Source organism: Salmonella sp. SA14318, assembly GCF_029866905.1.
GTDB lineage: Bacteria > Pseudomonadota > Gammaproteobacteria > Enterobacterales > Enterobacteriaceae > Salmonella > Salmonella enterica.
Genome location: NZ_CP123282.1, coordinates 192,209 through 212,739, shown reverse-complemented (window position 1 = coordinate 212,739; position 20,531 = coordinate 192,209). Strand labels below are relative to the sequence as shown.

At 50.5% G+C, this 20,531-nt stretch carries 19 protein-coding genes and 1 pseudogene; 9 read left to right on the top strand and 11 right to left on the bottom strand.

From position 1 onward, the window contains the following. The first annotated feature begins 99 nt into the window (after window positions 1-99). Window positions 100-681, top strand: a complete 582-nt coding sequence (gene tag / locus QEN32_RS00990; protein ID WP_001188421.1) for a DNA-3-methyladenine glycosylase I — start codon at window positions 100-102, stop codon at window positions 679-681. Beyond that, complete coding sequence (locus QEN32_RS00985) at window positions 659-1,099, top strand: N-acetyltransferase (protein WP_000619905.1); 441 nt, start codon at window positions 659-661, stop codon at window positions 1,097-1,099. The genes tag and QEN32_RS00985 overlap by 23 nt, the downstream gene beginning before the upstream one ends. Here the strand turns inward: QEN32_RS00985 and QEN32_RS00980 are convergent. After that, on the bottom strand, window positions 1,068-3,401 hold the full coding sequence (locus tag QEN32_RS00980; RefSeq protein ID WP_280144438.1) for a molybdopterin guanine dinucleotide-containing S/N-oxide reductase: 2,334 nt from the start codon (window positions 3,399-3,401) through the stop codon (window positions 1,068-1,070). The genes QEN32_RS00985 and QEN32_RS00980 overlap by 32 nt on opposite strands. Window positions 3,402-3,553: 152 nt before the next feature. Here QEN32_RS00980 and QEN32_RS00975 point away from each other — a divergent pair, with 152 nt between their 5' ends. Then, on the top strand, window positions 3,554-4,216 hold the full coding sequence (locus QEN32_RS00975) for an OmpA family lipoprotein (RefSeq protein ID WP_000747548.1): 663 nt from the start codon (window positions 3,554-3,556) through the stop codon (window positions 4,214-4,216). Window positions 4,217-4,445: 229 nt separating this feature from the next. After that, window positions 4,446-5,420, top strand: coding sequence for a glyoxylate/hydroxypyruvate reductase GhrB (gene ghrB, locus QEN32_RS00970; protein WP_079944123.1), 975 nt, complete (start codon window positions 4,446-4,448; stop codon window positions 5,418-5,420). A 49-nt stretch (window positions 5,421-5,469) separates the two neighbouring features. Here the strand turns inward: ghrB and QEN32_RS00965 are convergent, their stop codons facing one another. After that, on the bottom strand, window positions 5,470-6,180 hold the full coding sequence (locus QEN32_RS00965) for a DUF3053 domain-containing protein (RefSeq protein ID WP_000190524.1): 711 nt from the start codon (window positions 6,178-6,180) through the stop codon (window positions 5,470-5,472). A 438-nt stretch (window positions 6,181-6,618) separates the two neighbouring features. Here QEN32_RS00965 and QEN32_RS00960 point away from each other — a divergent pair, with 438 nt between their 5' ends. The 3 genes from QEN32_RS00960 (at window position 6,619) to cueP (ending at window position 8,121) form a co-directional block, all read left to right on the top strand. Next, window positions 6,619-6,909 carry an HTH-type transcriptional regulator gene (locus QEN32_RS00960; protein WP_000455790.1) on the top strand — a complete coding sequence of 97 codons (291 nt, stop codon included), beginning with the start codon at window positions 6,619-6,621 and terminating at the stop codon, window positions 6,907-6,909. A 287-nt stretch (window positions 6,910-7,196) separates the two neighbouring features. After that, entirely contained in the window at window positions 7,197-7,409 is a 213-nt protein-coding gene (cspA, locus tag QEN32_RS00955; RefSeq protein ID WP_000014594.1) for an RNA chaperone/antiterminator CspA, read from the top strand. 172 nt (window positions 7,410-7,581) lie between these two features. Beyond that, on the top strand, window positions 7,582-8,121 hold the full coding sequence (gene cueP / locus QEN32_RS00950) for a copper-binding periplasmic metallochaperone CueP (RefSeq protein WP_000047140.1): 540 nt from the start codon (window positions 7,582-7,584) through the stop codon (window positions 8,119-8,121). Between the two features lie 370 nt (window positions 8,122-8,491). On the opposite strand, the gene QEN32_RS00945 is transcribed toward cueP, so the two are convergent. Both QEN32_RS00945 and QEN32_RS00940 read right to left on the bottom strand, forming a co-directional pair. Beyond that, window positions 8,492-8,977: a GNAT family N-acetyltransferase gene (locus QEN32_RS00945; RefSeq protein WP_000533909.1), complete on the bottom strand. Its 486-nt coding sequence runs from the start codon at window positions 8,975-8,977 to the stop codon at window positions 8,492-8,494. Next, window positions 8,965-9,252 carry a DUF1778 domain-containing protein gene (locus QEN32_RS00940; protein ID WP_000965889.1) on the bottom strand — a complete coding sequence of 96 codons (288 nt, stop codon included), beginning with the start codon at window positions 9,250-9,252 and terminating at the stop codon, window positions 8,965-8,967. Before QEN32_RS00940 ends, QEN32_RS00945 begins: the two co-directional genes overlap by 13 nt. 475 nt (window positions 9,253-9,727) lie before the next feature. Between QEN32_RS00940 and QEN32_RS00935 the strand changes: the two genes are divergently transcribed. Beyond that, the gene (locus QEN32_RS00935; protein WP_031612771.1) at window positions 9,728-10,594 is read left to right on the top strand and encodes a hypothetical protein; all 867 of its coding nucleotides are present in this window, start codon (window positions 9,728-9,730) and stop codon (window positions 10,592-10,594) included. A 1,113-nt stretch (window positions 10,595-11,707) separates the two neighbouring features. Here QEN32_RS00935 and QEN32_RS00930 read toward each other — a convergent pair. The 4 genes and pseudogenes from QEN32_RS00930 to QEN32_RS00915 all read right to left on the bottom strand — a co-directional run. Then, a pseudogene (locus tag QEN32_RS00930) lies at window positions 11,708-12,136 on the bottom strand (IS3 family transposase); the annotation flags it as partial. Window positions 12,137-12,400: 264 nt separating this feature from the next. Then, entirely contained in the window at window positions 12,401-14,470 is a 2,070-nt protein-coding gene (gene glyS, locus QEN32_RS00925; RefSeq protein WP_001291738.1) for a glycine--tRNA ligase subunit beta, read from the bottom strand. 9 nt (window positions 14,471-14,479) lie between these two features. After that, window positions 14,480-15,391, bottom strand: coding sequence for a glycine--tRNA ligase subunit alpha (gene glyQ, locus QEN32_RS00920; RefSeq protein WP_001168556.1), 912 nt, complete (start codon window positions 15,389-15,391; stop codon window positions 14,480-14,482). Between the two features lie 138 nt (window positions 15,392-15,529). Further along, window positions 15,530-15,832, bottom strand: a complete 303-nt coding sequence (locus QEN32_RS00915; RefSeq protein WP_023206518.1) for a YsaB family lipoprotein — start codon at window positions 15,830-15,832, stop codon at window positions 15,530-15,532. Window positions 15,833-15,997: 165 nt separating this feature from the next. Between QEN32_RS00915 and QEN32_RS00910 the strand changes: the two genes are divergently transcribed. Further along, window positions 15,998-16,993 (top strand): acyltransferase, encoded by a 996-nt coding sequence (locus QEN32_RS00910; RefSeq protein WP_064043486.1) that lies wholly within the window; start codon window positions 15,998-16,000, stop codon window positions 16,991-16,993. Between the two features lie 22 nt (window positions 16,994-17,015). Here the strand turns inward: QEN32_RS00910 and QEN32_RS00905 are convergent, their stop codons facing one another. The 3 genes from QEN32_RS00905 to xylA form a co-directional block, all read right to left on the bottom strand. After that, on the bottom strand, window positions 17,016-17,369 hold the full coding sequence (locus QEN32_RS00905) for a YiaA/YiaB family protein (protein ID WP_001635944.1): 354 nt from the start codon (window positions 17,367-17,369) through the stop codon (window positions 17,016-17,018). Between the two features lie 174 nt (window positions 17,370-17,543). Continuing rightward, window positions 17,544-18,998 carry a xylulokinase gene (xylB, locus tag QEN32_RS00900; RefSeq protein WP_000275322.1) on the bottom strand — a complete coding sequence of 485 codons (1,455 nt, stop codon included), beginning with the start codon at window positions 18,996-18,998 and terminating at the stop codon, window positions 17,544-17,546. A gap of 99 nt (window positions 18,999-19,097) precedes the next feature. Continuing rightward, window positions 19,098-20,420, bottom strand: a complete 1,323-nt coding sequence (gene xylA / locus QEN32_RS00895; RefSeq protein ID WP_001149561.1) for a xylose isomerase — start codon at window positions 20,418-20,420, stop codon at window positions 19,098-19,100. Between the last annotated feature and the right edge of the window lie 111 nt (window positions 20,421-20,531).

The following is a 20,531-nucleotide window of genomic DNA, read 5'->3' as shown; positions in this document are numbered from 1 at the left end:
TGTCGGGCATCAGCCCTGTATTAACTATTGTCCTTTTAGCGGGCCCGTCAAGGCGGGTTGAAGGAAATTTTCGCGGTAACCACAATAACGAGGAAGTCTATGCAGCGTTGCGACTGGGTCAGCCAGGACCCCCTTTATATTGCCTATCATGATAACGAGTGGGGCGTACCGGAAACTGACAGCAGAAAGCTGTTTGAAATGATCTGTCTTGAAGGTCAACAGGCCGGTTTATCCTGGATCACCGTGCTTAAAAAGAGGGAGAACTACCGCGCCTGTTTTCATCAGTTTGACCCGGTACGCATCGCAGCTATGCAGGAGGAGGAGGTTGAACGCCTGCTGCAGAACACGGGCATCATACGACATCGCGGTAAAATTCAGGCCATTATCAGTAACGCCCGCGCCTGGCTTGCGATGGAGCAAAACGGCGAGTCTTTCGCCGATTTTGTCTGGTCATTCGTTGATGGCCAGCCGCAGATCACCCAGGCGGCCAGCCTGGATAAGATCCCCACCTCAACACCTGCGTCCGATGCGCTTGCTAAGGCATTGAAAAAACGCGGTTTCAAGTTTGTCGGTACGACTATCTGTTACTCCTTTATGCAGGCGTGCGGACTGGTCAACGACCATATTACCGGCTGTTTTTGCCATCCGGGAGAAAAACATGATTCGCAAATCCCAGAGTGAAGACATGGCGTCTATTCTGGCGCTGTGGATGAAAAGTACCATTTATGCCCATCCCTTTATCGAAGAACGTTACTGGCACGAGAGCGAAGCAATTGTACGCGACGTCTATTTACCTGCCGCGCAAACCTGGGTATGGGAGGAAAATGGGCAACTGAAAGGCTTCGTCAGCGTACTGGAAGCCCGTTTTGTCGGGGCGCTGTTTGTCGCCCCCGACGCGTTAAGACAGGGCATTGGCAAAGCGCTTCTGGAATATGTCCAGCAACGTTTTCCTCTGCTGAGCCTTGAGGTTTACCAGAAAAATCAATCCGCCGTAAACTTCTACCATGCGCTTGGTTTTCGTATTGAAGATAGCGCCTGGCAGGAGGATACCGCCCACCCCACCTGGATTATGAGTTGGCAGGCGGATCAAACGCCGTAAGCGGTAGCGCCGGGCCGGTATATTTCTCAAACCAGACCAGCGCGGTGTTGCCCGCACAACCGTTCCCCAGCCGGGAGCTGGGAAGATCTTTTGTCAGGACGTTTACCGCGCCGTTTTTGCATATGCCGCCTGCGGTAGGTTCAGGGTCCGGCCATGCGCCTTCGTGAATACAGATAACGCCAGGCCGAATTCCGTCGGTAACGACCGCGCCCGCCAGAACCTGCCCGCGATGATTCCAGACGCGTACCGTATCGCCATCGACGATTCCGCGCGTTGTCGCATCCTGCGGATGAATCGTCACCGGTTCGCGTCCGGCTACCGCATACCGCTCCCGTAATGAACTGTAGTTGAGCTGGCTATGCAGACGATGCGCCGGATGCGCGGAAAGTAGCTGAACCTGTCCCGCATCGGCGTTCCCGTGCCACTCATCCGGCACCAGCCACATCGGATGACCGGGACAATCCGCGTAACCATAGCTGGCAATGCGCGCAGAATAGATTTCGATTTTGCCGCTGGCCGTTTTTAGCGGATAGTTATCAGGATCGCGGCGAAAATCCGCAAAGCGCACAAACTGCGCGTTGGCGGGATTCTCCGGCATCTCCAGTAAACGGTTAGCCTGCCAGAATGCGGCAAACGGCGGCAGCGTCACCCCCTGGCTGGCGCCACGCTGGGCGGCAATATTGTAGAAAGTCTCCAGCCACGCCAGCTCGCTTTTTCCTTCGGTGAACCGAGCGTAACCGCCGGCTTCCCACCGTTCGCTCAGTTCAGCAAAAACGTCAAAATCATTCCGCGCCTCCCACCGGGGCGACACGACCTGCTTCATCGGCGCCAAATGCTGATTGCTATAGTCGCCGGTCATGGTTAAATCGTTGCGCTCATAGCTGGTGGTCGCAGGCAGAACAATATCCGCGTGTTTCGCGGCGGCCGTCCAGAAACATTCCGAGATAACGACCAGTTCCGGTTTTTGCCACGCGCGAATCAGACGGTTGGTATCCTGATGATGGGTAAAGTTCGCGCCGCCCGCCCACCAGATAAAACGAATATCCGGGAAGCGGCGATCCATCCCATTGTGTTGGTAAAACCCACCGGGGTTTTCCAGCGCCTCGACAATACGCGCCACCGGTATTTTATCTACCGCATCGACCCCGCCAGGGATGCTTCCCTGCATCGAGGCTAACACGGCGGCGCGGCGCGTCGGGTTTCCGCCGTTAGCAAAATGATAAGAAAAACCAAACCCGCCGCCAGGCGTACCAATTTGCCCCAGCATTGCGGCCAGCGTAACGATCATCCAGTGCTTTTGCTCGCCGAACTGCTGACGCTGCATTCCCCAACCGGCCATCAACATGGTGGTGTGATGATGAAATATTTCCGCCAGTTCACGAATTTTCACCGCAGAAACGCCGCAAATTTCCGCCGCCCATTCCGCTGTTTTGGCCGTACCGTCGGTCGTGCCCAAAAGATAGTCGGCGAAACGGTCATAACCCGTCGTGCAGCGGGCAAGGAACGCTTCATCCTGCCAACCGTTTTCCACCAGCGTATGGGCGATCCCCAACATTAACGCCACATCGGTGCCCATATGCGGGGCGATCCACTCCATCTTATCGCCAAAAAAGTCGACGCTTTCCGATCGCATCGGATCGATGCAGATCAGGCGTTTGCCGCTTTGTCGCAACGCCGCAAAATAGTCGAGCCCCTGTTCATCCGAGGCGTTCCAGGCAATTTTCAGAGTATTCAGCGGGTTCGCGCTCCAGAGCACCACCACCTCGCTGTGTTCCAGCACCACCGGCCAGCTAGTCTGCTGCTGGTAAACCTCGTTGCCACCCACCACATAAGGCATGACAGCCTGCGCCGCGCCGGTGGAATAATCGCCAAGATGGCCGGTATACCCTCCCGCCAGCGCCATGTAACGCTGCAATAGCGTAGCCGCTTTATGCAATACGCCGTTCGAACGCCAACCGTAGGAGCCGGCGAAGATGGACGATGGCCCATAACTTTCGCGAATACGTTTGTGCTGAGCGTGGATCAGATCCAGCGCGTCATCCCAACTTACGCGAACAAACTCATCCTGCCCGCGTATGCCTTGCGGCTTATCGGGAGAAGCCAGGAACCCTTTACGCACCATCGGGAAGCGAACCCGCGTTTTACTGTGCACCTGGTCATGCACAACGGTTTGCAGGGAATTTTGGTGTGCCGTCGGGAGTTCGCCATACGAGGCAAAAATGCGTTCTCCGTCGGTTTCAACGCGGACTGGCCCCCAGTGTGCGGCGGTCAATACCGAATGACGCGATGGTGCGTGGGTCAAGGTTCGCTCCTGAATTATTGGGATTATTTATTTTGCCGATCAATGTTACTTACAAATTTCAGAGTTTTCCCTGGAATTTTCTTCATGTGCAGACGTCATAATCAACCGCCACGGTCGCTGTGGTAAAAATAAAAAAGTGATAAGGATTTAAGATGAAAAAACGTGTATTTGTGATTGCTGCCATCGTGAGCGGCGCCCTGGCAGTATCTGGCTGCACAACAAACCCTTACACCGGCGAACGCGAAGCAGGTAAATCCGGCATTGGCGCGGGTATTGGATCGCTGGTCGGCGCAGGCATCGGCGCACTCTCCTCCTCCAAAAAAGATCGCGGTAAAGGCGCGCTGATTGGCGCGGCGGCTGGCGCGGCGCTGGGCGGCGGCGTGGGTTACTACATGGACGTACAGGAAGCGAAACTGCGTGACAAAATGCGGGGCACAGGCGTTAGCGTGACGCGAAGCGGCGATAATATCATTCTGAATATGCCGAATAATGTCACCTTCGACAGCAGCAGCGCGACGCTGAAACCGGCAGGCGCTAACACGCTGACCGGCGTGGCGATGGTGCTGAAAGAGTATCCCAAGACCGCCGTCAATGTGGTGGGCTACACCGACAGTACCGGTAGCCACGATCTGAATATGCGTCTGTCGCAGCAGCGTGCTGACTCCGTCGCCAGTTCGCTGATCACCCAGGGCGTCGACGCCAGCCGTATCCGTACCAGCGGAATGGGGCCGGCGAACCCGATCGCCAGCAACAGTACGGCAGAAGGTAAGGCGCAAAACCGCCGCGTCGAAATTACCTTGAGTCCATTGCAGTAAACGACAGTACCGGGTAAAGCGGCATGCTTTACCCGGCCTGCATTACTCCCTCGCCATTCCTTCTCCAGACCGGATACACGTCGCATTACTCGGTATTCATTCATTATTTACCACGACACGGCTGCCGACAGCGGGGAAATTGGCTGGTCGATGATGGCTAAACGGGTTAATAATAAGCCTGTTCCGGTTGGCGCATGCCGCGCTTACCTTTTGATTTACGGAGAGTCGCATGAAGCCGTCCATCATTCTCTACAAAACCCTGCCTGATGATTTGCTGCATCGCCTGGAGGCGCATTTTACCGTCACCCAGGTACCGAACCTGCATCCGGAAACGGTAGCGCGACACGCGCAGGCATTTGCCAGCGCGCAAGGCCTTCTGGGCGCCAGCGAAACCGTTAACCGCGCGCTGCTGGAAAAAATGCCGGCGCTACGCGCGGCGTCGACCATCTCGGTGGGATACGATAATGTCGAAGTGGACGCCCTTACTGCCCGCAAAATAGTCCTGATGCACACGCCTGCCGTTTTGACGGAAACCGTTGCCGATACAGTGATGGCGTTGATGCTGACCACTGCCCGCCGCGTGGTGGACGTCGCAGAACGGGTTAAAGCGGGTGAATGGACGGAAAGCATTGGCCCGGCGTGGTTTGGCATCGATGTGCATCACAAAACACTCGGTATCGTTGGGATGGGGCGTATCGGGATGGCGCTGGCGCAGCGAGCGCACTTTGGGTTTACCATGCCGGTTCTCTATCACGCTCGTCGGCGGCATCAGGAGGCGGAAGACCGGTTTAACGCCCGCTACTGCGATCTGGATACGTTGTTGCAGGAGGCTGATTTTGTCTGCGTGATCCTGCCGCTAACGGCAGAAACGCGACATCTGTTTGGCGCAACACAGTTTGCCAGAATGAAATCGTCCGCCATTTTTATCAATGCCGGACGCGGCCCGGTGGTCGATGAAAACGCACTGATTGCCGCGCTGCAAAACGGTGAAATATATGCGGCAGGTCTGGATGTCTTTGAACATGAACCGCTATCCGTGGATTCGCCCTTGCTGAACATGTCTAATGTCGTCGCGGTGCCGCATATTGGCTCGGCAACGCATGAGACGCGCTACAACATGATGGCCTGTGCGGTGGATAATTTGATTGATGCGCTGCAGGGAAAAATAGAGAAGAACTGCGTCAACCCGCAGGCGGCGGGATAACGCTACAGGCCCGATAAGCGCTGGCTTGCGCTTATCGGGCAGACTGTCATTACTGGGTCGCGTTTACCGCCGCCGTCCAGGCCTGATTAAACGCCTGATGCTGCGAGGCCAGCGGCCCAATCAGCGCATTATATTGGCTGGCCTGCTGTGAGGTCGGGAACTGAATGCCGTTCGCGACAAAGCTCACCTGCTCACCCTGTTGCGCAATATAATCGCCCACTTGTACCAACTGCTGCGTAAAGATCTGCGCCGCCGGGATCAGCGGCTGCAAAGCATCTGCCGGCACGGTGACTACTTTTTTGTAGACCTGATCAAACACAGGTTTCAGGTCATCGGCCTGCTTTAACGCGCCATGCGCGGCATCAGCCTGCAGTTTTGCATTCTGCAACTGTTGCGCCAGCACGCCTAACGAACCATTTGCCTGCCGCAGCGGCTCGCGTTGCGTCATATAATCCTGCGGAACGCGGATGGCGTTAACGCTATCGACCACCGGGCGCAGACCGGAATCCATCGCCTGGTTTACCTGCTGCGAGTAGCCATACAGTATCGCGTAATCAGACACGAACGGACCAAACTGTTTTTTCTGATCGGCCGTCAGCGTTGGTAAACGCTCTCCGCTACGCATTGCTGTATTCTGCAGGAAATCGACAAACGCTTTGCGCTGATCGCCTTCTTTATCAAAACACCCGCTCAGGCTAAACACCATTAATAACGCCACAACAGGCGCAAACCAGCGAGAGCAGGACTTACCTGTCGCCATTGTTAATACTCCTTTCACCCAAAAATGCGCACAACGACACCTGCGTGCCTGACGGCTTACAAGGATAGTCCAGGTCAGGCTTGCAGGATACCCTTTCCACGCGATCTTGTAGCGGAAAATTATGTTTATCTGCATCAATGCTTAATTTGTTATTTTATTGTTAATTTTTGGCCTGACACTGCGATAAAAAACGCGGCAAGAAAGCTTTCCAGCGGGGGATGTAATATTTTTTTAATCTTTACAATTATTTTCTGAAAGACGGATATACCTTCCTGGATCAAATTGTTAGCGTCCTAAAAGTCGCGTAGCGTAAGGCATCGAAACGAATCGATAGCGCTTCCTGGCGGCGCGTCGCCCCCCACCCGCAAGTTTCCCGACTATTCTTAAGAGGCTTCGATGCACTTCACGATCCCGCTGTGTGATTTACAGGAGTTCTCAATGGAATATAAAGATCCGATGTTTGAGCTGCTGAGCAGCCTGGAACAAATTGTTTTTAAAGATGAAACGCGAAAGATCACCCTGACGCAAAAACCCAATCCTTTTACCGAATTTGAACAGTTACGGAGAGGGACGGGACTAAAAACAGATGAATTCGCCAGAGCGCTGGGCGTAACGGTTGCCATGGTTCAGGAATGGGAATCGAAACGCGAAAAACCCACGCCAGCAGAGCTCAAATTGATGCGTCTGATACAGGCAAACCCACGCTTAAGTAAGCAATTGATGGAGTAATTTTTACCCCTTTCTGTTTTAACGGTCCTGCGTAAGGACCGTTTTCCCCGCCCGATTCCTGGCCTGGAGAAATAAAGTAAAATAAAAGTTGCATCGCCCGGCATTACATGAGTTAATGTGCTCAACGGTTTGACGTACAGACCATTAAAGCAGTTTAGTAAGGCAAGTCCCTTCAAGAGTTATCCATTAGATACCCCTCGTAGTGCGCATTTCCTTAACGCTTAAAAAATCTGTAAAGCACGCCATAACGCCGAAAGGCACACTTATTTTTTAAAAGGTAATACACTATGTCCGGTAAAATGACTGGTATCGTAAAATGGTTCAACGCTGATAAAGGCTTCGGCTTTATTACTCCTGATGACGGTTCTAAAGACGTGTTCGTACACTTCTCCGCTATTCAGAACGATGGTTACAAATCTCTGGACGAAGGTCAGAAAGTTTCCTTCACCATCGAAAGCGGCGCTAAAGGCCCGGCAGCTGGCAACGTAACCAGCCTGTAAGCTTAAAAAGCTCAGAATTTTGAATCCCTGCCTGATGGCGGGGATTTTTTTATTCCAATTCCCCCTCTCCCCCCAGCATAACTTTGCATTACTTTACCCTGCGTCCCTTTGACCTTTCCCTTAGGGGAACCCCTATAGTAGGTAAGGAGATTGTTCACAAGGAATTGAAGTTATGTCGAAATCATCATGGTTATTACTTTTGGGTTTATGCGCCAGCGGCTCCGCGCTTGCGGCATCCGCAGAATCCGCTTTTCTGGCGCAACATGGGCTGGCGGGAAAAACGGTTGAGCAGATCGTGGATACGATTGATCAGACGCCGCAGAGCCGTCCTTTGCCTTACTCCGCGTCGATTACCAGTACCGAACTCAAATTATCTGACGGAGAGCAGATTTATACGCTGCCGTTAGGCGACAAATTCTATCTCTCTTTTGCGCCCTATGAATGGCGGACACACCCCTGTTTTAACCACAGCCTTTCCGGCTGTCAGGGAGAAATGCCGAATAAACCGTTCACTGTAAAAGTGACAGACAGTAAAGGCGCTGTCATCGTACAAAAAGAGATGCAAAGCTATCGAAACGGATTTATCGGTGTTTGGCTACCGCGCAATATGGAAGGGACGCTCGAAGTAAGCTACAACGGTAAAACGGCGTCACATGCCATTGCCACCAGAGATGACAGCCAGACCTGTCTGACGGAATTACCATTACGTTAAAAAAATGCCCGATAACATAATGGGTTATCGGGCCTATAAAACGCCAACAAGATAAAATTAACAGAGTGCCTTGAGAATGCATAACGCCACAAGAATGGCAGAGGTGGGCTCACTTTGTACTGACCCCAAAACCTGGACAGATTAACCGAGGCATCAGCGAAAGAGTCCATTTAATACATGGGCTCTTTTTTGTTTCTGGCTATAACTAAATAACATTGTCCGCAATCGGATTATCCATTCCGTTGCTTTCTTGCATCACGCGGATTCCTGTCTCATCAATATTTTGTTCGTCGTATTCTTCCTGAATTTAACCTTAGACGTTCTATCAAATTATCGCTTATAGCGATTTGAACGTAACTGTCTTTGCATTCTATTGAGGGAGCCTAAGGAACAATGTTCGCTGCTGAGTTTGTGATGATTTGAAACCATGGTGAATGTAGAAATTTTTGGCTTCTTCGGTAAGTGCATGAACCATGATTGCACGTACACCAATATTCTCAGCAACCCGATAGCAACGAAGCACTGCATCATGAAGTAAATCAGCCCCAAGCCCTTTTCCATGGAATGAGAGATCGACAGCAAGACGGGCAAGTATAATGACAGGGATGGGATCTGGCATGTTACGCCGAAGGTTGCCTGTCGCTTCTGTATGGTTGACGCTACCGGTGGCCAGAGAGTAAAAACCGGCTACTTGCTTCGTGTCTTTCTTGCACACCACAAATGTTCTGGCCGCTCCGAGAGCCTGGTTTTTGAGGCCCTTTTGCTTCAACCAGTCATCGAGCACAGCTTCACCGCTGACGAACTCAGCTACCTGATGAAAAGCGGACAAAGGTTCTGGTGCTGTTACACGTCCCACTGAGGTTTCCTTGCCAGCAGTTTTTCGATAACGGGATCATCTGCGACCGGTGCATCAAGCAGATTGATGAACTCCTCATATTGCTCATCGTTAAAGTTAAATACACGGCGGTCAAGGATCACATTCTCGGCAGCCCGGCAGGCCGTTTCCAGAATGAAATCTGTACGTGACTTGTGAAGGATTTCCGCAGCTGCATCAATGAGCGCCCGCTGCGATTCCTTAGCTCTAAGGTTAAGTTGAACATCTGATTTCATGAGACACCCTTTGTATAGCATTTGCTTTACAATGATAGCACAACCACCATGTATAGCAAACGGTATACATCAAGTCGTCGTTTTTCATTTTTTGAATACTGATGTTCGCTTTGTGCTGTGAGCGGACGTTTGTTGTACATTCGGACGAATAGACGGCGTTGTTTGCTTTAAAAATAAAACAGGAACACTTTGAGAAAGTGATCAGGTGTATTTATTTGTTGCTGATGAAGGAGAGTAACTCTAATTTGGATAATTAGCTTGATAATAGGCCAGACGAAAATAATATTCCAGCACGCTTTTGGTCGCAACAGGCATTAGTTAATTTTAAGTAATAAATTTTTATCCATAAGTTAACACTAGTGTGTCATCTAGCGAAACCGAATCGCTTTAACTCATAACTTGAAGTTGAATCAGTGGGGTAGCAGTAGGCATGCCGGAACTGATAAACTGTGCAGAAGGCTAAACATTCATTCACTCGTGAGATAGTAGCTAAATTATGCAAAGAATTATTCCTGATAAAAATTGGTGGGAAAAAGAGCGTATTAATCGTAAAGCATCATCAATATGCCCATATGCTAGTTCATACAGATGTCCTCGATACTATCAGAGTGTAGTTTTGCTCTCACGCATCAATATGATAGCTGGTATGGCAACTAGGAAAAAAAAAGAGTTGGGCGAATTTTGGGAAAGAACCAGTTTCTCATCTTTATGTGATGAAGAAGTCCCTACAGTTACTACAAAAGAGTATGGCGGCCTTGCATCAGTTAGTAATTTTTGCCCAGAAATATCATTTAAATATTTACACTACTACGCCGATTATATGTATAAATATGTTGATGCGATAGATCAGGACACTGGCAGGCGTATTGCGGAAAAAGATAATTTAGAAAATGATTGGAAATATACATGGATGTCAGTCAATCCTAAATTTTATTTAGATTGCGATGTTTTTGAAAGTGTCAAAAATTTCAATGAAGAATTGGCTAGTGATTACTTAAAGAGATTGCACCCAAATATCGTTCAGCAAATAGATAGAATGAATAATTGCTTGGATAATAATGACCCGGCAGGTGCACTGCACGCAGCCTCTAATATTTTAGAAACTATGGCTAAGGAAATCACTCAAAACCCGAATGTGGCAAATGAGTCATTGGGTGGTTTTTTTAAACAGTTCGAAAAAATGTCAAAATTACCTAAGAATCTTATTGATGCTGTTAAAGATATTTATGATTTACGCAACAAATTACCTACTGCTGGACACGGAAGCTTGAACAAGCCTGAATTGACTATGGTAGAAGCTATAACTATTGCGGCAATGACAAAGGCGATTTTAGAAATTGAATATCGATGCAAAGCCATCTAACAAATCAAATTATGTGGTTCAAATTCCCGCTACACTTCTGTATTACTGCCGCCAGCGTCTACTTATCGCTATGAGTTCAACGGGTTGATATACGTTAGAGATCTCTGAATCGATTGAAGTCTAAGGTTGTCAGGGCTGTAACAGCAGCCCTGTGCCATGAGCGGATTACATATTAATTAACGAAGAACAGACCAATATCATCGATAGCTGTTTTCAAAAATAGACCAATAACAAACTGAGATGTTATCGTATTCATTTCGATGATTGATCCAGATGTGTATATAACCATTGAAAGAGTTTTCTAATTTTTGTGATAGTATCTTTTAAATAATTTAAGGAGATTATTATATTATTTTCATTGTTTAATGAAAGAGTAGGTTTTTTATCAATAATATCTTTTAAGGCTACAGTTGAGTTCATTTTTTTAATGTCTCCATTAGCATGAACTATGCAATTCCTTACGTTGTTAAACTCTGTCATGAATTGCCATTCTTGTGACAGGCCAAAGTTTATATCCATTAGTTTTGTTAAATATCTTTTTGCTTTGTAGATGCCATCACCATTAAAATCGGTTACTGATACATTGGTGTTTACAATCCTTTAGCATATATTGCAATAGTCGTTTAGATTGTGCTCTAAGCATGAGTATAAAGATACCAAAGCAGATTTATTAAAAATATTTGGTTGTATGTTAACTAAGAAGTTATATTGCTCTGAATAATAGTATTCTAAGTAATTAATATAATCGTCAGGACCATCTTTTTTTCATCTTCATATGCTTTTTTTAATTCCGATAAGTCAACTCTGTTTTGGCCGCCTGCTCCTAGGATATATTTTTCGAAATCATCAATCTGCGCTTCAAGAGAATATCTTGATAGCTATGCGAAAAGTTTGTATTTATTCATCGACATGCAATTCCTTTTTAATTATAAACCTTTGGATTAAAAGGTGCTGCAAATAGTAACGCATTATTTTTGTTTGTAAAGGGGATTATTATTTTTACTAGATCAAGATAAAACAATAGGAATATCCACTCCTCGCTCATAGCAGACATTTGCGTGAGCGTATCTACCGACGTTCAGGTTTCCTGATAGCATCCCTGTACAGACCTTGTTAATTTCTGCCTGGATAGCTCTTTAGGCGGTATTCAACCGGGCTGAGTCCGTTAAATCTAAGGCTAATTCGTCGGGGATTGTAGTATCGTATGTAATCCTCAATAGCTATCTTAAGTTCATCAATATCCTTAAATTTACTGGTGTAAAAACTTTCTGATTTTAAAGTCCCGAAAAAACATTCTGCACAGGCATTATCAAGGCAGTTGCCTTTGCGGGACATACTTTGGATGATGCCAAACTCTCGTAACTGATACTGGTACCATCAATGACGGTATTGCCAGCTCTGATCTGAATGAAGAACCGGATTGGTACCCGCATCAAGTCTGGCAAATGCCTTCATGAGTATGTCATCGATCATCGGCATGGTTGGACATTCTGAAATACTGCAGGAGATCGCTTCGTTATTGAAGAGATCAATAATGGGCGCAGTGCACTTTTGATTTATAGTCAGGTGGGGATTTTCTCTGTCTGCCTTTTGGTGAATACCTGAGACAAACAGTCTCAAGCACCCGCAGCTATTCTAACGCCAATATCCGTACCGCCAGCGTTAATGTATTCCTGAAATATTTTTTGCCAATCAATAGAAATAACCGCGTCTATGAGTTACAGAATTATTAGCGAATCGACTGATACTATTTATGTTATAAAAAAACCTGCCCGAAAGCAGGTTTTTATTTATTTAACTGAACGCTTATTGCAGTAACGAAATATCCGCAACCTGCAGGAACAGTTCGCGTAGTTTCGACAACAGCGTCAGGCGGTTGATACGGATATCTTTCTCTTCCGCGTTAACCATGACATTTTCGAAGAATTCATCCACCGGCGCGCGCAGAGCAGCCAGCTCAATCAACGCTTCCTGATAACGACCATCGGCAAAGTACGGCTGAAGCTTATCACGCAGCACAACCAGATGTCTGGCCAACTCAATTTCCGCCGCTTCTTTCAGTACGGAGGCGTGGACGATATCGTTCAGCGGCTCAGTGGCTTTCGCCAGGATGTTGGAGACGCGCTTGTTCGCCGCCGCCAGCGCAGAGGCTTCTTCCAGGGTACGGAAGTGCGATACCGCTTTCATACGAGCATCGAAATCTGCCGGACGGGTCGGACGACGCGCCAGTACCGCCTGGATGGTGTCGACGGTGTAACCTTCATCCTGATACCAGGCGCGGAAGCGACCCAGCATAAAGTCGATCACATCATCGACTACGTTGGCATTGGTCAGCTTGTCGCCATACAGACGCGCCGCTTCTTCAGTCAGCGTTTGCAGATCAAGGTTGAGGTTCTTCTCAACGATAATACGCAGCACGCCCAGCGCGGCACGACGCAGCGCAAACGGGTCTTTGTCACCTTTCGGATGCTGGCCGATACCGAAGATACCCGCCAGAGTATCCATCTTGTCAGCGATCGCCAACGCACAGGCCACCGGGTTAGACGGCAGGTCATCACCGGCAAAGCGCGGCTGATACTGCTCGTTAAGCGCCACAGCCACATCTTCCGCTTCACCATCGTGACGCGCGTAGTGCATCCCCATCACACCCTGAGTGTCGGTGAACTCGAAGACCATGTTGGTCATCAGGTCGCACTTGGAGAGTAGGCCCGCACGAGTGGCGTGGTTGACGTCAGCGCCAATCTGACCGGCAATCCAGCCCGCCAGCGCCTGAATACGGTCGGTCTTGTCACGCAGCGTGCCCAGCTGTTGCTGGAACAGCACGGTTTGCAGACGCGGCAGATGGTCTTCCAGACGTTTTTTACGGTCGGTATTGAAGAAGAATTCAGCATCTGCCAGACGCGGACGCACCACTTTCTCGTTACCGGAGATAATCTGGGTCGGATCTTTCGACTCGATGTTGGCGACGAAGATAAAGTTCGGCAGCAGCTTGCCCGCGTTGTCATAAACCGGGAAATACTTCTGGTCGCCCTTCATGGTGTACACCAGCGCTTCGGCAGGCACGGCGAGGAATTTCTCTTCGAATTTTGCCGTCAATACCACCGGCCATTCCACCAGCGAGGCCACTTCTTCCAGCAGGCTTTCGCTCAGGTCGGCATTACCGCCAATCTTGCGTGCTGCTTCTTCGGCGTCCGCTTTGATTTTGGCTTTACGCGCTTCGTAGTCCGCAATGACTTTACCGCGCTCCAGCAGAATTTGCGGGTACTGGTCAGCATTGTCGATAGTAAACTCCGGCTCACCCATAAAGCGATGGCCGCGAATGACGCGGTCAGACTGAATGCCCAGGATGGTCGCCGGAATCACTTTATCGCCCAGCAGCAGGGTCACGGTGTGCACCGGACGCACGAAGTGGACGTCAGACGCGCCCCAGCGCATCAGTTTCGGGATCGGTAGTTTCGCCAGCGAGGTGGCTACCATGTTCGGCACCAGCGCTTCGGTACTTTCGCCCTTCACGTGGGCGCGATACAGCAGCCATTCGCCTTTGTCGGTCTTCAGACGCTCGGCCTGATCAACGGTGATCCCGCAGCCGCGCGCCCAGCCTTCTGCCGCTTTGCTCGGTTTGCCTTCGGCGTCAAACGCCTGAGCAATCGCCGGACCACGTTTTTCGACTTCGCGATCGGGCTGAGATTCAGCAAGATTCGCCACTTTCAGCGCCAGACGGCGCGGGGCGGCAAACCATTCAACGTTACCGTGCGCGAGGCCGGCGTTATCCAGCTCCGCAGTGAAGTTCGCAGCAAAGGACTCAGCCAAACTGCGCAGTGCTTTTGGTGGCAGCTCTTCAGTGCCGATTTCCACCAGAAAAGTTTTCTCAGACATGGCCGCCTCTTACTTGTCTTTGTTGCACATCGGGAAGCCGAGGGCTTCACGGGAAGCATAATAAGCCTCTGCCACTGCTTTGGTCAGGGTGCGAATACGCAAAATGTAGCGCTGACGTTCGGTGACGGAGATAGCTTTACGCGCATCCAGCAGGTTGAAGCTATGGGCGGCTTTCAGAATACGCTCGTAGGCCGGCAGCGGCAGCGGGTTTTCCAGTGCTAGTAGCTGCTGGGCTTCTTTTTCATACTGCTCGAAGCAGGTGAATAAGAAATCCACATCGGCGTATTCAAAGTTATAGGTGGACTGCTCCACTTCGTTTTGATGGAACACGTCGCCGTAGGTGGTTTTACCCAGCGGGCCATCGCTCCAGACCAGGTCGTAAACGCTGTCCACGCCCTGGATATACATCGCCAGACGTTCCAGACCGTAGGTGATTTCACCGGTCACCGGCTTGCACTCCAGGCCGCCGACCTGCTGGAAGTAGGTGAACTGCGTCACTTCCATGCCATTCAGCCACACTTCCCAGCCGAGTCCCCAGGCACCCAGCGTCGGGTTCTCCCAGTTATCTTCCACGAAACGGATGTCGTGAATGGTCGGGTCCATACCCAGCTCTTTCAGAGAACCGAGGTACAGCTCCTGAATATTCTCCGGAGACGGCTTAATCACTACCTGGAACTGATAGTAGTGCTGTAAGCGGTTCGGGTTTTCGCCGTAGCGGCCATCGGTCGGACGACGAGAAGGCTGCACATAGGCAGTCGCCATCGGCTCTGGCCCCAGCGCGCGCAGGCAGGTCATTGGATGAGAAGTTCCCGCGCCGACTTCCATGTCCAATGGTTGAACAATGGTACAGCCCTGGCGAGCCCAGTAATCCTGTAAGGTCAGGATCAAGCCCTGGAAGGTCCTGGTATCAAACTTTTGCATATTATTTCGTGCTGGATACGTGTGGATTTAAAGGAAGGAGCCAGTATACCCGCTGGATGCGAGATATACAGTATGAAACCGGTTTGTTTAGCGAAAATTGCCGGATTTCGCGGCATCACACCTCACCAGGCGCGGCTTTTACCGCATAGAAAGATGTAAAAACTGCCCATCTGCATCAAAAGAGCAGACAAAACTCTCTTTACGGAAGGTATTACCCCGCATCTCATAGCTCCCCTGAAACTGTTCGAAGCCGGTAACAGCAATTTTCTGTGCGCCAGTGTTGTAACGCTGCGCCGCCTGAGCTTTACACAATGCTTCCATATCCAGCGTGCGTGTTGGGCTCACTTTACTCTGCTGGGCTTTTTGCGTCGGTGGCGGTGTCGCTGTGCATCCCACCAGAACGATGGCTATCATCACAGTACAGAAATACTTCATTATCATTTTTATTACCGTCTGGTTTGCTGGTCAGTCTTATTATTAAGGTTTGTGGGTAGCAGACACATTGTGCGAATCTCCTTACGCCATCACAAGATGTAGCGTAGAAAGTCGGATTTTTCCAGTGAGCCACCGCGCTGGAACTCTATTGAAACGGAAGCTGAGGAACTGATGCAGCCTAAAATTAACTGGATTGATAACCTGCGAGGGATCGCCTGTTTAATGGTAGTGATGATCCATACTACAACGTGGTACATCACCAACGCCCACAGCGTCAGCCCGCTAAACTGGGATATTGCGAATGTCCTGAATTCGGCTTCGCGCGTTAGCGTTCCCCTGTTTTTTATGATTTCAGGCTATCTTTTTTTTGGCGAGCGCTGCGCGCAACCGCGGCATTTTTTACGTATCGCCCTGTGCCTTATCTTTTACAGCGTTGTCGCCCTGGCTTACATTTCACTTTTTACTTCGATCAACGTCGAGCTTTCGCTAAAAAATGTGCTGCAAAAACCCGTGTTTTACCACCTGTGGTTTTTCTTTGCGATTGCGGTGATCTACCTGGTATCGCCATTAATCCAGGTAAAAAACGTGAGCGGCAAAATGCTCCTGATGCTGATGGTGGTCATTGGTATTATTGCTAACCCAAATACTGTGCCGCAAAAAATCGGCGGCGTTGAATGGTTGCCCATCAATCTGTATATCAGCGGCGACACGTTCTACTACATTCTCTACGGTATCCTGGGCCGCGCCATTGGCATGATGGAGACGCAAAAGCCATCGCTGACGCTTATCTGCGCTGCCCTGTTCATCATCGCGGTATTTGTTATTTCTCGCGGCACATTGCATGAATTACGCTGGCGCGGAAATTTTGCCGATACCTGGTATCTGTATTGCGGTCCCATGGTGTTTATTTGCGCCGTCTCACTGTTCACGGTAGTTAAAAATAAGCTGAATGCGCGGACGTTACCTGGACTGGGGCTTATCTCCCGCCACTCGCTGGGTATTTATGGTTTCCACGCGCTGATTATCCATGCGCTACGTACTAATGGTCTGGAGTTAAAACGTTGGCCGCCGTTAGACATCGTGTGGGTTTTTGCCGCGACGGTGACAGGAAGCCTACTACTTTCCATGCTGTTACAGCGTATTGATAAACGGAAATGGGTTAGCTAAACGATAATGATGGCTCCGGCCATCATTCATCATCACTGTAGGAAGCGTAAAGATCGGTTCCATATATACTGACCCCCAGCGCCACCAGACACAGTATTTTCAGCGCGCCCGCCAGCGCCAGGTTAAATACGCCGACCGCGACCATGCCGATGCCAAGCAACAGCAAAGATTTGCAACGAGAAAGCAAGCGGTCATTCCCCGTGTGTTCCTGGCGAATTAAGACTGGAAAACCGCACATGACGATTGCCGCAAAAAAATATCCCTTTTCGCTTAATGTATGACAGCCTGGCCACAGTCCCACCAGGTATACCACTGCACCGACAACTAACATTCCCAGGCCGAACATCCGTTTCCTGCGTGCAACGTGATCGTCCATCTCACTCTCCTTGTGGTTGTGTGAGACACATTAAGCGAAGAAATAGCGATGAAAAAGGCGCCTGCTCAGCAATAATATAAAAATCAGAAAACACACATACTTACTTCGATATAATTCAATAGAATTAATATTTACGGGAAATGCCTTTCAGCCAAAACCGAAAGGCATTCTGACTTATGACATCAACGGCAACAGCTGCTGATAGAGTCGACGGAAGGTTTCACGACGTTGTTGATAAACCGCATGACGCTGCGCATCAGGATAATGCGCCTGCTCCAGCGGCAACTGCGGCAATACATCGGCGAGCGGAGTCTGTTTATTCACCGCAATTTGCGCCAGACGCGCCGCGCCCAGTGCTGGCCCCACATCGCCGCCAGTACGATAATCAAGCTGTAGCCCGCTAATATCAGATAGCATCTGACGCCAGTATTCGCTGCGCGCTCCGCCGCCGATAAGCGTCACGCTGGCGGGTTTGACGCCGCAGGCGTGAACCACATCCATGCCATCCGCCAGAGCATATCCCACGCCTTCCAGTACCGCCCGCGCCAGTTCCGCCGGGCCATGCTGATGGGTTAAACCAAAGAAAACGCCTTTTGCCTGCGGATTATTATGCGGCGTGCGCTCGCCGGACAGGTACGGCAAAAACCAGATCGGATCGGTATGCTCATCCGCCAGCTGCGCGGCGGCAATCAGTGTCGGGACGTTCTTCTGCCCGGTGAGTTTAGCCGCCCAATCCAGACAAGAGGCGGCGCTCAACATTACAGACATTAAATGCCAGCGTTCCGGCAGCGCATGGCAAAAACTGTGTACTGCGCTCTCCGGTTTACTCAGAAAGCCGTCGCTGACGGCAAAATAGACGCCCGATGTTCCAAGTGAGAGCATCGCCTGTCCGGCATCGATCATTCCTACGCCGACCGCGCCAGCCGCATTGTCGCCGCCGCCCGCCACCACAGGTACTGCTGGCATTCCCCATGCGCTGGCTACCTCTGGCAGCAACGTTCCGGTAATGTCACTACCTTCAAATAACGCTGGCATCTGCTGTCGGGTTAAATGACAGGCGTTGAGCATAACGTCGCTCCAGTCGCGCTTTTTCACGTCCAGCCACATCGTTCCTGCCGCATCCGACATATCGCTGGCAAAGACGCCCGTCATTCGCAGCCGCAGAAAATCTTTCGGCAGCAGAACTTTGTCTATCTGGCGGAAAATATCCGGTTCGTGGCGCTGCACCCAGACTAATTTGGGCGCGGTAAAACCGGGCATCATCAGATTACCGGTTATCGCACGCGACTGCGGCACCTGTTTTTCCAGCCAGGCGCACTCTTCGCTACAGCGTCCGTCATTCCATAAAATCGCTGGTCGCAGAACCTGCTGACGGCTATCAAGCAATGTCGCGCCATGCATTTGTCCGGCGATGCCCAACGCCCGGACGCCACTTAACGACTGTTGCCGACCTAAACCTTTAACCGCACGATCCGTCGCCTGCCACCACTGCTCTGGTTCCTGTTCCGACCATAAGGGATGCGGACGCGATACGGTCAGTTTTTCAGTATGCGTAGCCAGCACATCGCCCTGCTCATTCAACAGGATAGCTTTTACACCCGATGTACCAAGATCGATCCCGATATACATATTGTGGGTTCCTTTACTGAAAGCGCCCGGCAGCGCTACGCTTACCGGGCTAATCACGACTACAGGCCGGGCTAACGCGGAGTCGCCCGGTAGATAGGGTTATTTATCAAACAGATAACGGTTAACCAGATTTTCTAACAGCTCCTGATGACCGCTTTGATGTACTGGCGCCAGATTATGCTGCTCCGCATACTGCGCCAGTTCGCCTAAGGAGAGTTGTCCTTTCAGAATCTGCTGACCCAGCTCGCCATTCCAGCCGGCATAGCGCTTCGCCACGCGTTTATCCAGCTCGCCGTCTTCAACCATACGCGCGGCGATTTTCAGCGACAACGCCATCGTATCCATCGCGCCGATATGACCGTAGAACAGATCGTATTTATCGGTGCTCTGGCGACGAACTTTGGCGTCGAAGTTGAGACCGCCCGTCGTGAATCCGCCCGCTTTCAGGATTTCGTACATCACCAGCGCGTTCTCTTCAACGCTAATCGGGAACTGATCGGTATCCCAGCCCAGTTGCGCATCGCCGCGGTTGGCGTCAACGGAGCCAAAAATACCCAGCGCGATAGCGGTCGCGATTTCATGGTGGAACGAATGACCCGCCAGCGTCGCGTGGTTCGCCTCAATGTTCACTTTGATCTCTTTTTCCAGGCCGAACTGTTTGAGGAAGCCATAGACCGTTGCAACGTCATAATCATACTGATGTTTTGTCGGTTCCTGCGGTTTCGGTTCAATCAGCAGCGTGCCCTGGAAACCCATTTTATGTTTGTGCTCGACCACCATTTGCATAAAGCGGCCAATCTGTTCGCGTTCCTGGCGCAGATCGGTATTCAGCAACGTTTCATAACCTTCGCGCCCGCCCCACAGGACGTAATTTTCGCCGCCCAGTTTATGCGTGGCGTTCATTGCCGTAACCACTTGCGTCGCTGCCCAGCTAAAGACTTCCGGATCCGGGTTAGTGGCGGCGCCTGCGCCATAGCGCGGGTTGGTAAAGCAGTTCGCCGTTCCCCACAGCAGTTTTACGCCGCTCTGCTCCTGTTTCGCCGCCAGCACATCCACCATCTGCGCGAAGTTGTTTTTATATTCTTTCAACGACGCGCCTTCCGGCGACACATCCACGTCATGGAAGCAATAAAAAGGCACATTCAGTTTGTGGAAAAATTCAAACGCCACGTCCGCTTTGCGTTTCGCCAGCTCCAGCGCTTCGCCCGGTTGCTGCCACGGACGATTAAACGCGCCTACACCAAACATATCCGCGCCGTTCCAGCAGAAGGTATGCCAGTAACAGGCCGCGAAACGCAGGTGATCTTCCATACGTTTACCTAAAACCAGCTCGTCGGGATTGTAATGACGAAATGCCAGCGGGTTAGTCGATTGAGGGCCTTCATAGCGAACACGATCGAGTTGGTCAAAATAAGCCTGCATAGTGAGCTCCATAATCAGATAAGACGGCAAGTAAACGACATAACGTCATACTGGAATTTCCTGATTTATTGCTCAATTACGTTATTTCACACCGCTATTAAGAGAATCCCC